Here is a 14,106-nt window from a genome sequence, read left to right as displayed (position 1 = left end):
GGCTATGTTCCAAATGAGGGACATAGCTTTTTAAATTTATTTATTGCTTTGCAAAGCTCGTTTGATTCGCTTGAAGAAGCTAGTTTCGTCAGTTTGAAGAACTAGTCTTGGGTAGAAGCGACGAATAGCGATGAAGGATACAATTGTAAAAATCACTAGAATGGCAGCTGAGATAAAGATCTTCCAGCTAGCAACATCGCCAGAAATGATTCTCAATGGCATCGTGAATGAAGAAATAAATGGAATGTATGAGCTAATAACAATTAGTGGATTGTCTGGACTATTAGCAAAAGTAATTCCCAAAATAAAGCCAATTACAACCAAAATAGTTAGTGGCTGAGCAGCTTTATTAGCATCTTCTGCCTTATTGACCAAGGCACCACAAATAGCAGAGTAGACGATAAATAGGAAAATATCCAAGATAACGAAGACTAAACTCCAAGACCAGAAGTTAGCCATGATTTCATTTAAGAATGGCTTAGCTTGGTTGATGAAGCTAGTAAAGAAGTCGGTTTTCAGTAGGATGTAGTAACCAGCCAGGCCTGAGATGACATAAATCAAGATATGAGTGATTACTTCGCCGATAATACCGATGATTTTTCCATCGAAATAGTTCTCTCCAGGCATACTTGAGAAGATGATTTCCATAATTTTGGTACCTTTTTCCTTGGCAATGTCGCTGGAGATAATTTGGCTGTAAGTTAAGACAATGAAGTAAAGACCAAAGAGCAGAACATAGAAGACGGCTTTTTTGGCGAATTTTTGTCCTTCTTTTTGATCTTTTGCCTTATTAGAGCTGATCTTTTCATTGAAAATAACCTGCTTGCTTAAGCTTTGAATTTGCTTTTGGCTCAGTTTAGCCTCGATCACATTTTTATTTTGCTGAATGGTATTCAAAGGAATCTGCAAGGCTTGCTTTTCCTCAGCTGAAAGACTCTTATCGCTATAGTAAGTGGCATGAAGTTGGCCATTTTCTTGTTTTATTTCAAGATATCCTTTGATTTTTTCTTTATGGTAGGCTTTTTTTGCTTGGGCAATATTATCGTATGATTTATATTGCTTGCCTAAACTCGCAGTTACTTGTTTTTGTGAGCTAATTAAGCCGATTTTATCGCTGGTGCTGCTTTCAAAAGCGCTAGCGGTATTCTTGCCAGATATATAGCCAATTCCAGCACTAAAAAGGATAAAGATAATTGGCGACAAGACCATCAAGAGGAAGGACCAATTCTTAACGGCTCTTAGATAAGTTTCTTTAGCAACAATCCAAGTCTTATTCATTTTCTTTGCCTCCAGCCTTTAGTTTGAAAATTTCTTCAAGAGTTGGTGGTTCTTGAGAAAAAGTACGGATATATTGTCCAGAAGAAAGAATTTGGAACAATTCAGGGCCATATGATTGATCAGTCAAAATCAACTTGTAGCTTCCATCATTAAGGGGATGCACTTCTTCAACGCCTGGCAATTGAGCTAGTTCTTCTTTAGACTTGTCGGTTCTAATAAATAATCTAGTTAGACCGTAACTTTCTCTAACTTCATTAATCGTGCCATTAAGGACCACATGGCCATTATTGATCATGATAATGTCATCGCACAATTCTTCAACGTTGCCCATATTGTGGTCTGAAAAGATAACCGTTGCCCCGTGCTTTTTGAGCTCAAGGATAACTTTCTTCATTAAGTCGACGTTTACTGGGTCTAGTCCGCTGAATGGCTCATCCAAGATCACAAGGGAAGGGTCATGGATTAAAGTAGCAATTAATTGTACCTTTTGTTGGTTACCTTTTGAGAGTGTTTTGATCTTGTCGCTACTTTTGCCTTTGACTTGAAGTTTATCAAACCACTGGTCTAATCGAGCCTTGGTCTCTTGATTTTTAAGTCCATTTAAACTAGCTAAAAATCTAACTTGATCATAGATTGTCAATTTTTGCAACAGACTCCGCTCTTCAGGCAAATAGCCAATTTGGTTGTAGTCTGCTGGGGAGAAATCATGGCCATTGATTTTAATTTCACCTTGATACTTGACGAATTTTAAAATGCTATGGAATAGGGTCGTTTTGCCAGAGCCGTTCTTTCCAATTAAGCCGATGATTCTGCCGTCTTTAGCGATAAGGTCGATATCAAATAGAACCTGCTTATCGCCATATTTTTTGTTTAGATTTTTGATTTCTAACACAGTGACCCTCCAAATATTTATGAATAAACTTTTTGTATGTATTTTATATTGAAATTGTATCATGATAATGCATCAAAGCAAAGATATTTTACATTATTTTGATAAGCAATATTTTAAACATTCGAATTTGGTATAAAAAAAGCCTAATTCTGAAATTCAACAGAATTAGACATATTTTTAGAAACGATTATTTTCAAATACGGTGTAAGAACGTGAATCATAGCGAGAACGACTGTAAGAATATTCAACCGGGGTACCGTTAGTCAGCCAGACAAGTTGCTCTAGTTCAAGCATTGGGTCATCTGGGGCTGCATGAAGGAACTTCTTATCAAGATCATCAGGCTTAGAAGCTAAGATTCGCCGATAAGCTCGGCCAAACTTCAAATTAAGATCATGGTGAATGTAGTGGTAAACCGATTTGCTCAAAATTTCTTCATCAAGATCTGGTACGGTCTTGAGTGGCATGAAAGTATGCTCAATCACAAATGGCTCTCCATCAAGCAGTCTTAAACGAATAATGTCATACACGGGTTCATTTTTCTTGAGGGAGAGGTTTTTTTGGATTTCTGGGCTAGGGAATTCGACTGTGAAGTGCAATACCTGACTAGTTACTCGGCCTTTGCCCATTTCTGTATCTAAGCCCATGAAGAAGTTGGCTGGGGTATCAGTTTTAGATTTAATTGGAATAGGAGCTGAAACATAGGTTCCAAGGCCAGATTGTTTGTAAACTAATCCCTTGCGTTCAAGGCCATCGATGGCCTTTTTGACTGTTAGCCGGCTGACGCCAAATTCTTTAGCTAGAGTTTCCTGATCAGGTAAAAGCTCGTCGGGATGATATTGTCCAGATTTGATTCTTTTTTTAATTTCTTGCGCTACTTGTATATATTTAGCAGTTGGCATAAAAATACCCACTTTCTGTGCGATTAAACTCTCAAATTGTGCTGATTAAAATAAAATTTTCTTAGTAAAGAATATAACCAAATGCTATAGATGTAAATATTATTATGATGATTTTTTATCTTGAAGTGAAGCAAAATAAACCCAGAAGAGTTATCTTCTGAGTTTATTTGAACTATTTACTTTCTGCTGCTTTGTGTTCGCGTTCAAGTAAGATCTTGTCGTACTTTCTAGCAAATGGCCAGTAAATTAAAGTGGAGATAAGTAAAGTACATGCTTGCCAGATAGCCATCTTCCAGCCACCGATAAGGAAACCAGAAATAATAGCAGGAGTAGTCCAAGGGGCTGCAACACCGTTAAGTGGTGGTACGATTCCAGTGCTGATAACTAGGTAAGTTGAAGCAGCTACAACAACAGGAGTTAAGAAGAATGGAATTACGAGGAAAGGATTCATAACAATTGGCAAACCGAAGAGGAATGGTTCGTTAATGTTGAAAAGACCTGGTACTAATTCAAGCTTACCAATTTCTTTCAATTGTTTAGATCTTGCAGCTACGAAGATGAAAATAATCAAACCAATGGTGATACCTGAACCAGTTAAGTTAATAAAGTTGTTGTAAAATTCGTTAGTAACAATGTGTGCGCCTTGAGCTAAGGTAAGCTTGCCAGCGTGGAAGAGGTTGGCGTTGTCAGCAGTGTTAGCTTGAAGCATAGGAGCAACAAGGGAACCCATGATCAAACCACCGTGAACACCGAAGAACCAGAAGAATGGAACTAAGAAACCGATAGCTAATGCTCCACCGAAGGAGTCAGAGATACCTTGAAGAGGAATTTGTAGGGTATTGTAGATCCAGGTAAGGAAGTCGGAGTGAGCAAAAGTGCTAAATGCTGCGTAAATCAACATACCGCCAGTAAGTAAGATACCTGATGGAATCATAGCAGTAAATTGGTTTGAAACAGCTGCTGGAACTTGCTTTGGCAACTTAATAGTCCAACCAGCCTTCATGATCTTGCTGTAGATCCAACCAACAAGCAAACCAACTAAGATGGCAGCAATCATACCGTCACCACCAAGCCACTTGGTGTTAATAACGCCAGTAACTGGTGACTTCATGTAGTCTTGAATGATTTGAGGAAGTTTATCAATGTTGGCAGTAACTGCTTTAGCAGCCATGGTAGATTTGCCAGAAGCAATACCATTTGTCAAAGCACCAAGCATAGGGTTATCAACTGACAAGTTTTGCAACATCAAGAAGATAGCTGCAGAAGTCAAACCTGGTGCAAGAGGTTCATATCCTTCGTTTTTAACGTAAATGTAGGCAATACCGATAGCTGCCCATAGACCCATTAAGGAGAAGGTAGTGCTGTAAGCTTGGCTGAAGAATGCGCCCCAACCTGATGCGTTAATTGCATTAGATACAGCTGGAATAGGAATATTACTTAAAATTAAGAAAATAGAACCAATAATGATAAATGGCAATGAGTAAATCATTCCGTTTTGCAAAGCAACAATTGCTTTGGTATTAACAAACTTCATGATTGGTGGTAGCAACTTTTGGTTGATAAAGTTGCTGAAACCTGACGGTTTTTCTTGTGACATAATTATCCTCCAATAGATAAAAACTAGATTTTCCTGTAAAGGCTTTCAAAAGCTTACGGATAAAGTATAGCATAAAAATTGTCAAAGTAAACACTAATTAAAACAAAAATATATATTTTTAAATAAGATGGAGAAAGAAATCTAATTAGAATAGGCGTATGTAAGCATTTTTATTTTTTTGACACAATGATATTTGTTATAATAGGTGACAAAAAATGACACTTATTGAGGTGAAAAATGCAAAAATCAGCCCGTCTTAATCAAGAATTGATCTTTTTATCTGATAAAAAAAGCTTTAACCTGCAAGATTTGATGAATGAATTTCAAATATCAAAAAGAACGGCTTTGCGGGATTTAGAAGCTTTAGAAGAATTAGGTATGGCCTTTTATTCAACCCCTGGTCGAAGTGGAGGCTATCAGCTCATGCAAACTAAACTCTTGACGCCGATATATTTTAGTCAAGAAGAAATCACCGCCATCTTCTTTGCTCTTAAGGCAATGACGATTATGTCAGAGACACCATTTACTAGATCCTTTAGTCAGATTCGCGATAAGCTACTAAAGAATTTATCTGACACTAGCAAAGTGCAGGTTGAAAAAGCGCAAGAAGTGGTGGTTTTTTACAATATTCCGGCAGTATCTTATTCAGGAAACCTCGATCAACTGTTGCAAGCGATCTTAAAAGACCGGGTAGTTGAGTTAGACTATCATGATAAAAAGGTGCAGCTTCAGCCATATCAACTGTTTTACCGAGATGGATATTGGTTTTGTGCAGGGTTAGATCTATTAACTAGCAATTGGTGGAATTATCGAACAGATGAGATTGATGATTTTAAGTTGTTAAAGTCGCTTAAGGCGCCATATAGCAGGGATGAGCTTGCCCAATTTGCTGAAGCGGGGGATAAGATCGCTCGTGGTAATCGTTTTAGCGTAGATCTGACAGAGAAGGGCAAGGCCCACTTTTTGCGCAATCCTTATCCAAATATGCAATTGGTGGAAAATAAGCAGCAGTTGCAATTAATCGGAACTTACAATAAGCATGTCTTTGATTTTTTGGTCGACTATTTAATTACTTTTGCGACAGAGATTCATAATATTAAACCAGACGAATTGCGGCAGGCATACTTAAAACGGGTGCTTGAAATGCTCAATCATAACTTTTAATGCGCTTTAAAATAAAGGTGTCACTATCTGACAGTATTTTTTGGCATAATGATCACAAGAAGAAAATATCAGTAGCGAGTAAAAATAAAGAGGTAGAACAATGACATCATATTTAAATGACCAAACAAGCAACCAAGAATTTTTAGACTTTGTAGTTGATGAAATCCATAACGTAGTAGTTTCAGGAGTAACTAAAAACGGCTTGCCTGCTGCACAGGTTTGCGACATGTTAATGAATAAAGATGGCAAGCTTTACATGACTACCAGTGTCAAGAATCCATTCTTTGCTAGTTTGATGAGCCAAGAAAAAGTGTTGGTTAACGGCTATAAGGGTGATGGCACCATGGATTCTTGTGGTTTTTCAATTCAAGGTAAGATTAAGAATTTGGAACATGAATATCTAGAAGAAGTCTTCGAGAAGAATCCATACTTGTACGAAATTTATGAAGATAATTTAGAAGAAGCCAAGCAAGATTTGCGCATCTTAGAAATTACGCCAATTAGAGCAGGATTCTTAGACCACCGCTTCAAGCCTGCATACATGAGAAGCTTTAACTTTTAAAAAAGACCTATTCGATCTAGAGGATACAAAGCGTATCTGAATCGAATAGGTTTTTGTTTTGCTTGAATTATTGTTTTTTCGATAGCAAATGCAAGATGGTGGCTAAGATTAAAGCAACGATTGCAATGATTAAATCGCAGCTAAATGCTAGGCCAATAGAATTAGTGGAAAGCTTACCCGTAATAATTGGAACCGTAAATGAAGCAATTGAACCAAAGAAGTAAAAGACGCCAGTTACTAATCCGCGATGCTGAGGGTAAAGCCTCATGAAGGCAACCAAGGCTGCTTGCATGATGCCACTGGCAGCACTTAAGGCAGTCATATTTTGCGCCACAATCAAGAGAGCGAATCCATGGGCAATGTAGTTGAGATAAAGGCTGAGGGAAAGGCGGTTGATTCCCTTGTTAGTTCTAGATTTTTCCATGATCTAAATCCTTTCAAACCATAATAATAAATTACATAGTGAAAGCGGTTTAAAAACATAAAACAAATGAACGGAATTAATCAGGTTTTTTAATCAATTGCAAAATAAAAAGAAACCACCGAAGTGGTTTCCGTATTAATCAATCTTATTAATTGCTATTTAAGCAAAGTTTGAAGGCCAGCTGCCAAGAATGCGCCAACGATAGGTCCAAACATTGGAATCCAAGCGTATGACCAGTTAGCGTCTGACTTGTTTGGAACTGGCAAAATAGTGTAGGCAAGTCTAGGAGCCCAATCACGAGCAGGGTTCATAGCAAAACCAGTAACACCACCTAAACCTAAACCGATAACCATGATCATCATACCAACGATGAATGGCTTCAAGCCTTTATCAAAGTCACCTAAGTTAAGCAAAACGAATACTAACATGAAAGTAGCAATAATTTCGCTGATAAAGTTGTTAAGTCCGTTGTAGATAGGTGCACCAGTTGCAAAAATACCAACGCTATTACCTTCTGCAGGGCTCTTGCTTTCCTTGAAGTGTTGGTAGTAGTGAATAATTACCATAGTAGCACCAAGGAAGGCACCAAGGAATTGTCCGCAGATGTATGGCAATACTTCGCTCCATGGGAAGTAGCCGAATGTAGCAAATGCTAATGTAACAGCAGGGTTTAAGTGTCCTTCAGCACCGAAGCTAGCAGCAACATAAACACCAAAGGTAATAGCCATACCCCAACCGAAGGTTAAAGCTAACCAGCTAGAACCGTTTGAATAAGTCTTCTTCAAGTTGAAACCGGCACCGATACCAACACCGAAGATGATAAGTACAAAAGTACCTAAGAATTCTCCTAGAAATCCTGACATAAAAAATCCTCCATAAAATAAACTGACAAAAAGATTTTACCGAAAATATTCAAAAAATGAAAGTAGGAAAGCCTTTTCAGATCTATATTTTGTGGAGAAAATAAAATAATTTTTGTCAATAAAGAAAAATCCGAACAATAAAAGGATAACTGAGATATCTCAGCTATCCTTTTAAAATTATTTATCGATCTTCTTTAAGACCTTTTGATATTCACGAATTGTGTTGAAGTTAGAGTCCTTAGCGTCAACATAACCATAGTGGTTGTAGATGCTTTCCATCATTTGGTTACCCTTCTTGGTCTTGATAATTTCCTTGAAGGCTGAAGCAATCTTCTTGCGCCACTTGTTAGACAAGTCGCTTCTGACAGAAATTGTATCGTTAGGAATCCACTTAGTGAAGTAGATAGGAACAACATCCTTCATAACCTTTGGTTCATCGTGAGCCGCAATGGTACGAGCATCCGCAAAGACAAATGCTGCATCAACGTCGCCGTTGTAAACTGATAAAACAGCTTGGTCAGCACCCTTGATGTTGACAAGGTTAGCGTCCTTAACTACGTTTAAGCCCTTCTTGTAAAGTTCAACGATAGGGAAGACGTAGCCAGAAGATGAAGTTGGGTCTTGAATACCGATCTTCTTGCCCTTGAGGTCTTTCCAAGACTTGATCTTTGAGCCCTTCTTAACGATGATCATGGCACGGTAGGCATGCATTAACTTGTTGTTGAGCTTACCACTTGGTTCGTCGTAGCCGTAGCGTTCGGCTTGCAACAATACATCAGCGATTCCGCGCTTATGGGCTAAAACATAAGCGTCAGGTGGCATAAAGCCAACATCAACTTTCTTTGATGCCATAGCTTCAACCAAACCGTTGTAGTCAGTTGAAACAGTTACGTGAACTGGGATGCCAAGTTTCTTCTTAAGCATGCTTTCAAGCGGCTTAGCCTTTGCTTCGATAGTATTGGCTTGAGTACTTGGAACAAATTGTACGTTTAGCACTTTAGGTTCATAGCTCTTTTTGCTTGAGCTGCTACTACTTTTGCTGCCATTTGAGCAGGCTGCTAGCGCTGTGGCAGCAAGCAATGCTACTGCACCGACGACAAGTTTTTTAAACTTCATGAAATGCCTCCAAAATATTGCTTAATAATGTGTGCTATTTTGTTATAGCAAGAAATGACTCATTCGTCAACAGTAAATATGAATAATTTTAATGTAGTGTATCAAAAATGTACGGATTTTTGGTAAAATAAATAAAACCAGCCTAACTATCAGGGCATAATAATTGACAAATGGTCTCTGTGTGTACTAAAATTACAAAAATTAGTCTACATAGAGACAAAAGGCGGCGAATTGAATGCAAGAAAGACTAGCTGAAGAATTGAATATTATCTCCATAAGCATCTCTCATGCATATCACTATTGGAGCAAAAAACATGGCTTTAAGGACTATGAAACCATTGTTTTCTACGAATTATTGACGCATGATCAGATGACTTTGACTGAAATAGTCAAAAGGTCAAACTTTCCTAAGCAAAGCATCAGCAAGGGTATTCACCGCTTGCTAGAACATGGCTATCTTGAACAGTTTGTCGATAAAAGCGACAGCCGCATTAAATGGTGCCGTTTAACGTCTAAAGGGATGGCTTTTGCTAAGGAGAAGGTCATGCCTTTGGTTGAAATCGAAGACAAGATTACCCAAAAGATGGGAAAAGACAAGGCCGTTTTGCTCAATCAACTAATTGGAGAATGGAACGAAATCTTTTGGACTGAATTAAAAGAAAGGTAGGCGAACTCAATGAAGATATTATTGCCATATTTTAAGAAGTATTGGCGGGATGTAGTACTGACAACAGTTTTTGTAATTATTTCAGCCTTTGCTAGTCTCTTCCAGCCACGCGTTTTGGAAAATATTCAAAAAGCTTTAATCAAGGATCAAACTTCCGGAGTAATCAATGACGGTTTGTGGTTGATTATCTTGGCAATTGTTTCGATTGCTAGTGGTATCTTGAGCGTTTTTTATTCAGCTAAGCTTGCCCAAAACATTACTAGTGATCTAAGAGAGACGACTTATAGCAAGATTCAATCATTTTCTTTTGCTAATATCGAATATTTCTCAACAGGTTCTTTGACAACTAGATTGATCAACGACATGAACCAGGTGACTAACTTATTGATGAACCTATTTTTACAATTGTTGAGAATGCCAATTTTGATTGTAGGTTCAATTATTTTCTCAATTATTACTATTCCTCGATATTGGTGGGCTACCTTATTGATGACCGGCCTGATCATTTTTATCGGGAGCTGGGTCTTGAAGAAAATGGGTATAGTTTTTGAAAAATTCCAGGGTACAATGGACGAAATTTCTACTCAAGCTAAGGAAACTTTGCAAGGGGTAAGAGTAGTTAAGTCCTTCAATCAAGAGGATCAAGAAGTCAAAAAATTCGACCAGACTTCTGACCGTTTGAACGGATATAACTTGCAAATTGGTTACTGGTTCTCAACGATTATGCCAGCCTTCTTATTGATGGGCTATTTGATCATTGCCTTAGTAACCTACTTAATTGGTACTAGTATCAAGTCTCATCCGGCCGATGTTGCAGTTATCTCGCCATACTTAAACTACATTTTGACTTTGCTATTTTGCTCATTGAATGTTGGAATGGTTTCGATGACTTTCACTAGAGGTAATGTTTCTTTACGCAGAATTAAAGAAGTTTTGGATACTAAGCCAGACGTAGTTTTCAATGAAAAAGTACCAAAATCTGCCTTGGCTGGTTCAATCGAATTTGATGATGTTTCCTTTACTTACCAAGGAAATACTGATCCAACTTTGGAACATATCTCGTTTAAAGCTAATGCTGGCGAGCAGATCGGAATTATTGGGGCAACTGGTTCAGGTAAATCAACTTTAGCTCAATTGATTGCCCGCATTTATGACCCTACAGCCGGAAAGGTTAAGATTGGCGGATCTGACTTAAGAGAAGTATCCGAAGAGGCTTTGCGCAAAACTGTGGCCTTTGTTTTGCAAAAGGCGATCCTCTTTTCTGGAACAATCAAGAGCAACTTGAAGCAGGGAAATAGCGAAGCAACAAACTATGAAATTGAGCGAGCAGCCCAAATGGCCCAAGCGCAGGAGTTTATTCAGCGCTATAGCGATAACTACGATCATGAAGTAGAAGAACGCTCTGCCAACCTATCAGGTGGTCAAAAGCAGCGTTTGTCGATTGCTCGTGGCTTGATTAGTGGGGCACCGATTTTGATTTTGGATGATTCAACTTCAGCACTTGATGCCGAATCTGAAAAGAAGGTCCAACAAGCCCTTGAAAAAGAATTGACTGGAACTACAACGGTGATCATTGCCGAAAAACTTGTCTCAGTCATGCATGCTGACAAGATTTTGGTACTAGATCAAGGAAAATTGGTCGCTCAAGGAACACACAAAGAATTGCTTAAGAGTTCCCCAATCTATCAAGAAATCTATCAAACTCAAAAAGCCAAAGAAAAGAGAGGTGACCTGTAATGCAAAAACAAAAAACGCCTTGGCAATACTTTGTCAGCTACTTAAAGCCATTTTGGAAGGGGATTTTGACGGTAGTGCTTCTGTCGCTAATCTCTAACGTTGCCAATATTATTGCGCCAAAATATCTCGGAAATGCCGTGACTGATTTGACGCACTTTGTTTCAAGCGGCTTCCATAACCAGGGCAACATTGCTGACTTTTATTCGGCTTTAGGCAAGATGATTGCCTTTTACGCTTTATCGATTATTACGATGTTCATCTCTTGGATTATCACTACTAGATTCAATGCTCATGCAACTAACCATATGAGAAAGAATCTATTTGGCAAATTCCAAAGAATGACCATTCGCTATTTCGACAATCATCAAGATGGTAAGCTTTTGTCCTTGTTCACTTCTGACCTTGATAATGTTTATAACGCGCTAAACAATGCCGTTTTTGAAATAATTGCTCAATCAATTGGCTTAATTGGCACGGTCATCATGATGTTTATGATCAACGTCAAATTAGCCATTGCCACTATTATTTCTACGCCATTTGTCTTAATTTTGAGCATTTGGATTATGAAAAAAGCCAAGAAGTATCTTGACTTGCAACAGGATGAAATTTCTAACTTAAACGGTTATATCAACGAACAGATCAATGGTCAAAAAGTCATTATCGCCAATGGCTTGCAGGAAGATTCAATTGCGGGATTTAAGGGCTATAACGGAAAAGTTAAAGATGCCATGTTCAAGGGGCAATTCTATTCAGGCATCTTGTTCCCATTGATGAATGGATTGTCGCTGCTTAACCTTGCGATCGTAATCGGCTACGGCGCTTACATGATTGTGAGCGGCGAAGTAACTAAGGCGGTTGGACTTGGATTGATCGTAATGTTTGTCGAATATTCACAAAATTACTTCTTCCCATTGACCCAAGTAACGTCAATCTACTCAATGATTCAACTAGCTATTGCTGGTGCAAAAAGACTTGCTCGCGTTGAAGCTCAAGAAGAGGAAGACCAAGTTGCAGATGGTCAAGAATTGACTAAGCTAGAACAAGGCGTTTCCTTGAAGGATGTGCACTTTTCATATAAAGAAGGCAAAGAAATCCTGCATGGCGTTTCAATTGACGTTGATAAGGGCAATTCTGTTGCCTTAGTTGGTCCAACTGGCTCAGGCAAGACGACAGTGATGAATTTGCTCAATCGCTTCTATGACATCGACAGCGGCAGTATCACTTTTGATGGAAAAAACATTCGCAATTTAACCTTGCAGTCGCTTCGCAACAATGTAGGGATTGTTTTGCAAGAATCTGTTATCTTTACGGGAACTATTTTGGATAATATTCGCTATGGCAAACCGAATGCTAGTCTAGGCGAGGTAATTGCTGTTGCCAAAGAAGCCAATATTCATGATTTCATCGATAGTTTGCCAGATAAGTACGATACCAAGGTAACGGATGAAAATTCGCTCTTTTCAACTGGCCAAAAACAGTTGATTTCAATTGCAAGAACGCTTTTAACTGATCCGGACTTCTTAATTTTGGATGAGGCAACGTCAAACGTTGATACTGTTACCGAAGAAAAGATTCAAAAGGCGATGGATAACGTGATTAAGGGCAGAACCAGCTTTGTAATTGCTCACCGCTTAAAGACGATTCTAAACTCAGACAAGATCGTTGTTTTGCAAAACGGCAATATTATTGAAACAGGCAACCACCATGAACTTTTGGCTCAAAAAGGCTTCTATTACAAACTCTACACTAGCCAAATGGCCTTTGAATAAGCAAAAATGGATCTATTTTTGCATAATTATGCGAAAATAGGGATGAGGTGATTATATGAACGAAAAGTTAGATGCTATTTCTGATGCAAGTTCAGCTGCATCTGGACATAAAAGCGAAGCAACAAAAAGTCCTTGGCCTGGTCCTAAAGGGATGATTCCTGTGACTAGTGGCCAAGCAGAGGATGCTAATGTCCATAATCGGGCATATTTGGACAATATTTTGGTTGAAATGCGCGTAATCGATGCAGTTAAGCCAGATTTAACAACAGAAATCTTCGGCCATAAATTTAGCTCGCCATTGACTTTGGCTGCTATTTCTCATCTTGACAAGATTTATCAAGATAGTGGTCGCAGTCCAATGCATGAAAAAACTATGGCTGCTAAGAGAGCCAATATCTTGAACTGGATCGGAATGGAAAGCGATCAAGATTATGAGCGCATTACTCGTGAAGCTGGTCCAAGCGTTAGAATCGTCAAGCCTTTTGCTGATCATGACCGGATTATTGATGAATTGCAATTTGCACAAAAGCTCGGTGCAGTAGCAGTCGGTATTGATATTGACCATGTTCCGGGTACGGATGGCAATTATGATGTGGTTGATGGGATTAAGCTTGGTCCGATCACTCAGGAAGATTTGGCAAAATATGTTGCTAGCGTCGACATTCCTTTTGTCGCTAAAGGAGTGTTGTCTGTCTTTGATGCGCTCAAGGCTAAAAAAGCTGGTGTTAGCGCAATCGTCGTCTCACACCACCACGGCCGTTTGCCATTTGGTGTTCCACCATTGCAAGTTTTGCCTGAGATTATCGAAGCTTTGGCCGGATCAGGAATCAAAATTTTTGTTGATGGCTCCTTAATGTCAGGCTATGACGCTTATAAGGCACTTGCAATGGGTGCTGATGCTGTTTTGATTGGTCGCGGTATTTTGTCAGAGCTGTTAGATAGTGGCGAAAATGCAGTAATCGAAAAAATCGAGCAGATGAACCAAGAGCTAAGTGAGTTGATGATGTATACTAACGTTAAAGATACAAAATCATTCGACTCATCAGTATTACATATTCAATGATAGCAATAAAGTAACCGCTTTAAAAAGTGGCTATTTTTACTTTTAGGGTTCAGTTAGTTATAAATTGGTGTTAA

At 38.6% G+C, this 14,106-nt stretch carries 13 protein-coding genes; 6 read left to right on the top strand and 7 right to left on the bottom strand.

Annotated elements, in window-relative coordinates; translation table 11 throughout:
- Nucleotides 1–36 precede the first annotated feature (36 nt).
- From BN53_RS02840 to BN53_RS02825, 4 genes are all read right to left on the bottom strand, one after another.
- Nucleotides 37–1,278, bottom strand: coding sequence for an ABC transporter permease (locus tag BN53_RS02840; RefSeq protein WP_009559402.1), 1,242 nt, complete (start codon nucleotides 1,276–1,278; stop codon nucleotides 37–39).
- A complete protein-coding gene (locus BN53_RS02835; protein WP_009559401.1) occupies nucleotides 1,271–2,170 on the bottom strand; it encodes an ABC transporter ATP-binding protein in 900 nt (299 codons plus the stop codon). Before BN53_RS02835 ends, BN53_RS02840 begins: the two co-directional genes overlap by 8 nt.
- Nucleotides 2,171–2,347: 177 nt before the next feature.
- Nucleotides 2,348–3,070, bottom strand: a complete 723-nt coding sequence (locus BN53_RS02830) for a GntR family transcriptional regulator (protein WP_009559400.1) — start codon at nucleotides 3,068–3,070, stop codon at nucleotides 2,348–2,350.
- 172 nt (nucleotides 3,071–3,242) lie between these two features.
- Nucleotides 3,243–4,667 (bottom strand): PTS sugar transporter subunit IIC, encoded by a 1,425-nt coding sequence (locus BN53_RS02825; protein WP_009559399.1) that lies wholly within the window; start codon nucleotides 4,665–4,667, stop codon nucleotides 3,243–3,245.
- 237 nt (nucleotides 4,668–4,904) lie between these two features.
- On the opposite strand from BN53_RS02825, the gene BN53_RS02820 reads away from it, so the two are divergent.
- Together BN53_RS02820 and BN53_RS02815 are read left to right on the top strand one after the other, a co-directional pair.
- Entirely contained in the window at nucleotides 4,905–5,831 is a 927-nt protein-coding gene (locus tag BN53_RS02820; protein ID WP_009559398.1) for a helix-turn-helix transcriptional regulator, read from the top strand.
- 100 nt (nucleotides 5,832–5,931) lie between these two features.
- On the top strand, nucleotides 5,932–6,393 hold the full coding sequence (locus BN53_RS02815; RefSeq protein ID WP_009559397.1) for a hypothetical protein: 462 nt from the start codon (nucleotides 5,932–5,934) through the stop codon (nucleotides 6,391–6,393).
- A gap of 67 nt (nucleotides 6,394–6,460) precedes the next feature.
- Here BN53_RS02815 and BN53_RS02810 read toward each other — a convergent pair whose 3' ends face one another.
- The 3 genes from BN53_RS02810 to BN53_RS02800 all read right to left on the bottom strand — a co-directional run bounded on the left by BN53_RS02810 (nucleotide 6,461) and on the right by BN53_RS02800 (nucleotide 8,796).
- Nucleotides 6,461–6,817 carry an MFS transporter gene (locus tag BN53_RS02810; RefSeq protein WP_009559396.1) on the bottom strand — a complete coding sequence of 119 codons (357 nt, stop codon included), beginning with the start codon at nucleotides 6,815–6,817 and terminating at the stop codon, nucleotides 6,461–6,463.
- A gap of 155 nt (nucleotides 6,818–6,972) precedes the next feature.
- Nucleotides 6,973–7,680 (bottom strand): MIP/aquaporin family protein, encoded by a 708-nt coding sequence (locus tag BN53_RS02805; RefSeq protein ID WP_009559395.1) that lies wholly within the window; start codon nucleotides 7,678–7,680, stop codon nucleotides 6,973–6,975.
- A 177-nt stretch (nucleotides 7,681–7,857) separates the two neighbouring features.
- Nucleotides 7,858–8,796, bottom strand: a complete 939-nt coding sequence (locus BN53_RS02800) for a phosphate/phosphite/phosphonate ABC transporter substrate-binding protein (protein ID WP_009559394.1) — start codon at nucleotides 8,794–8,796, stop codon at nucleotides 7,858–7,860.
- 235 nt (nucleotides 8,797–9,031) lie between these two features.
- Here BN53_RS02800 and BN53_RS02795 point away from each other — a divergent pair, with 235 nt between their 5' ends.
- Genes BN53_RS02795 through BN53_RS02780 form a run of 4 tightly spaced genes read left to right on the top strand, consistent with a single transcriptional unit; the run spans nucleotide 9,032 to nucleotide 14,032 of the window.
- Nucleotides 9,032–9,463, top strand: coding sequence for a MarR family winged helix-turn-helix transcriptional regulator (locus tag BN53_RS02795; RefSeq protein ID WP_009559393.1), 432 nt, complete (start codon nucleotides 9,032–9,034; stop codon nucleotides 9,461–9,463).
- A gap of 9 nt (nucleotides 9,464–9,472) precedes the next feature.
- Entirely contained in the window at nucleotides 9,473–11,200 is a 1,728-nt protein-coding gene (locus tag BN53_RS02790; protein WP_009559392.1) for an ABC transporter ATP-binding protein, read from the top strand.
- Nucleotides 11,200–12,969, top strand: a complete 1,770-nt coding sequence (locus tag BN53_RS02785; protein ID WP_009559391.1) for an ABC transporter ATP-binding protein — start codon at nucleotides 11,200–11,202, stop codon at nucleotides 12,967–12,969. Before BN53_RS02790 ends, BN53_RS02785 begins: the two co-directional genes overlap by 1 nt.
- 55 nt (nucleotides 12,970–13,024) lie before the next feature.
- The gene (locus tag BN53_RS02780; protein WP_009559390.1) at nucleotides 13,025–14,032 is read left to right on the top strand and encodes an FMN-dependent dehydrogenase; all 1,008 of its coding nucleotides are present in this window, start codon (nucleotides 13,025–13,027) and stop codon (nucleotides 14,030–14,032) included.
- Nucleotides 14,033–14,106 lie beyond the last annotated feature (74 nt).

Source organism: Lactobacillus pasteurii DSM 23907 = CRBIP 24.76 (genome assembly GCF_000297025.1).
GTDB lineage: Bacteria > Bacillota > Bacilli > Lactobacillales > Lactobacillaceae > Lactobacillus > Lactobacillus pasteurii.
The sequence above is the reverse complement of the archived record's forward strand: the minus strand, read 5'-3'. Positions and strand labels throughout refer to the sequence as shown.

Excerpts from the sequence above, each read along its gene's own strand:
- BN53_RS02830 (WP_009559400.1), bottom strand. The coding sequence starts at position 3,070 with ATGCCAACTGCTAAATATATACAAGTAGCGCAAGAAATTAAAAAAAGA.
- BN53_RS02810 (WP_009559396.1), bottom strand. The coding sequence starts at position 6,817 with ATGGAAAAATCTAGAACTAACAAGGGAATCAACCGCCTTTCCCTCAGC.
- BN53_RS02780 (WP_009559390.1), top strand. The coding sequence starts at position 13,025 with ATGAACGAAAAGTTAGATGCTATTTCTGATGCAAGTTCAGCTGCATCT.
- BN53_RS02790 (WP_009559392.1), top strand. The coding sequence starts at position 9,473 with ATGAAGATATTATTGCCATATTTTAAGAAGTATTGGCGGGATGTAGTA.
- BN53_RS02785 (WP_009559391.1), top strand. The coding sequence starts at position 11,200 with ATGCAAAAACAAAAAACGCCTTGGCAATACTTTGTCAGCTACTTAAAG.
- BN53_RS02805 (WP_009559395.1), bottom strand. The coding sequence starts at position 7,680 with ATGTCAGGATTTCTAGGAGAATTCTTAGGTACTTTTGTACTTATCATC.
- BN53_RS02840 (WP_009559402.1), bottom strand. The coding sequence starts at position 1,278 with ATGAATAAGACTTGGATTGTTGCTAAAGAAACTTATCTAAGAGCCGTT.
- BN53_RS02820 (WP_009559398.1), top strand. The coding sequence starts at position 4,905 with ATGCAAAAATCAGCCCGTCTTAATCAAGAATTGATCTTTTTATCTGAT.
- BN53_RS02800 (WP_009559394.1), bottom strand. The coding sequence starts at position 8,796 with ATGAAGTTTAAAAAACTTGTCGTCGGTGCAGTAGCATTGCTTGCTGCC.
- BN53_RS02795 (WP_009559393.1), top strand. The coding sequence starts at position 9,032 with ATGCAAGAAAGACTAGCTGAAGAATTGAATATTATCTCCATAAGCATC.
- BN53_RS02815 (WP_009559397.1), top strand. The coding sequence starts at position 5,932 with ATGACATCATATTTAAATGACCAAACAAGCAACCAAGAATTTTTAGAC.
- BN53_RS02825 (WP_009559399.1), bottom strand. The coding sequence starts at position 4,667 with ATGTCACAAGAAAAACCGTCAGGTTTCAGCAACTTTATCAACCAAAAG.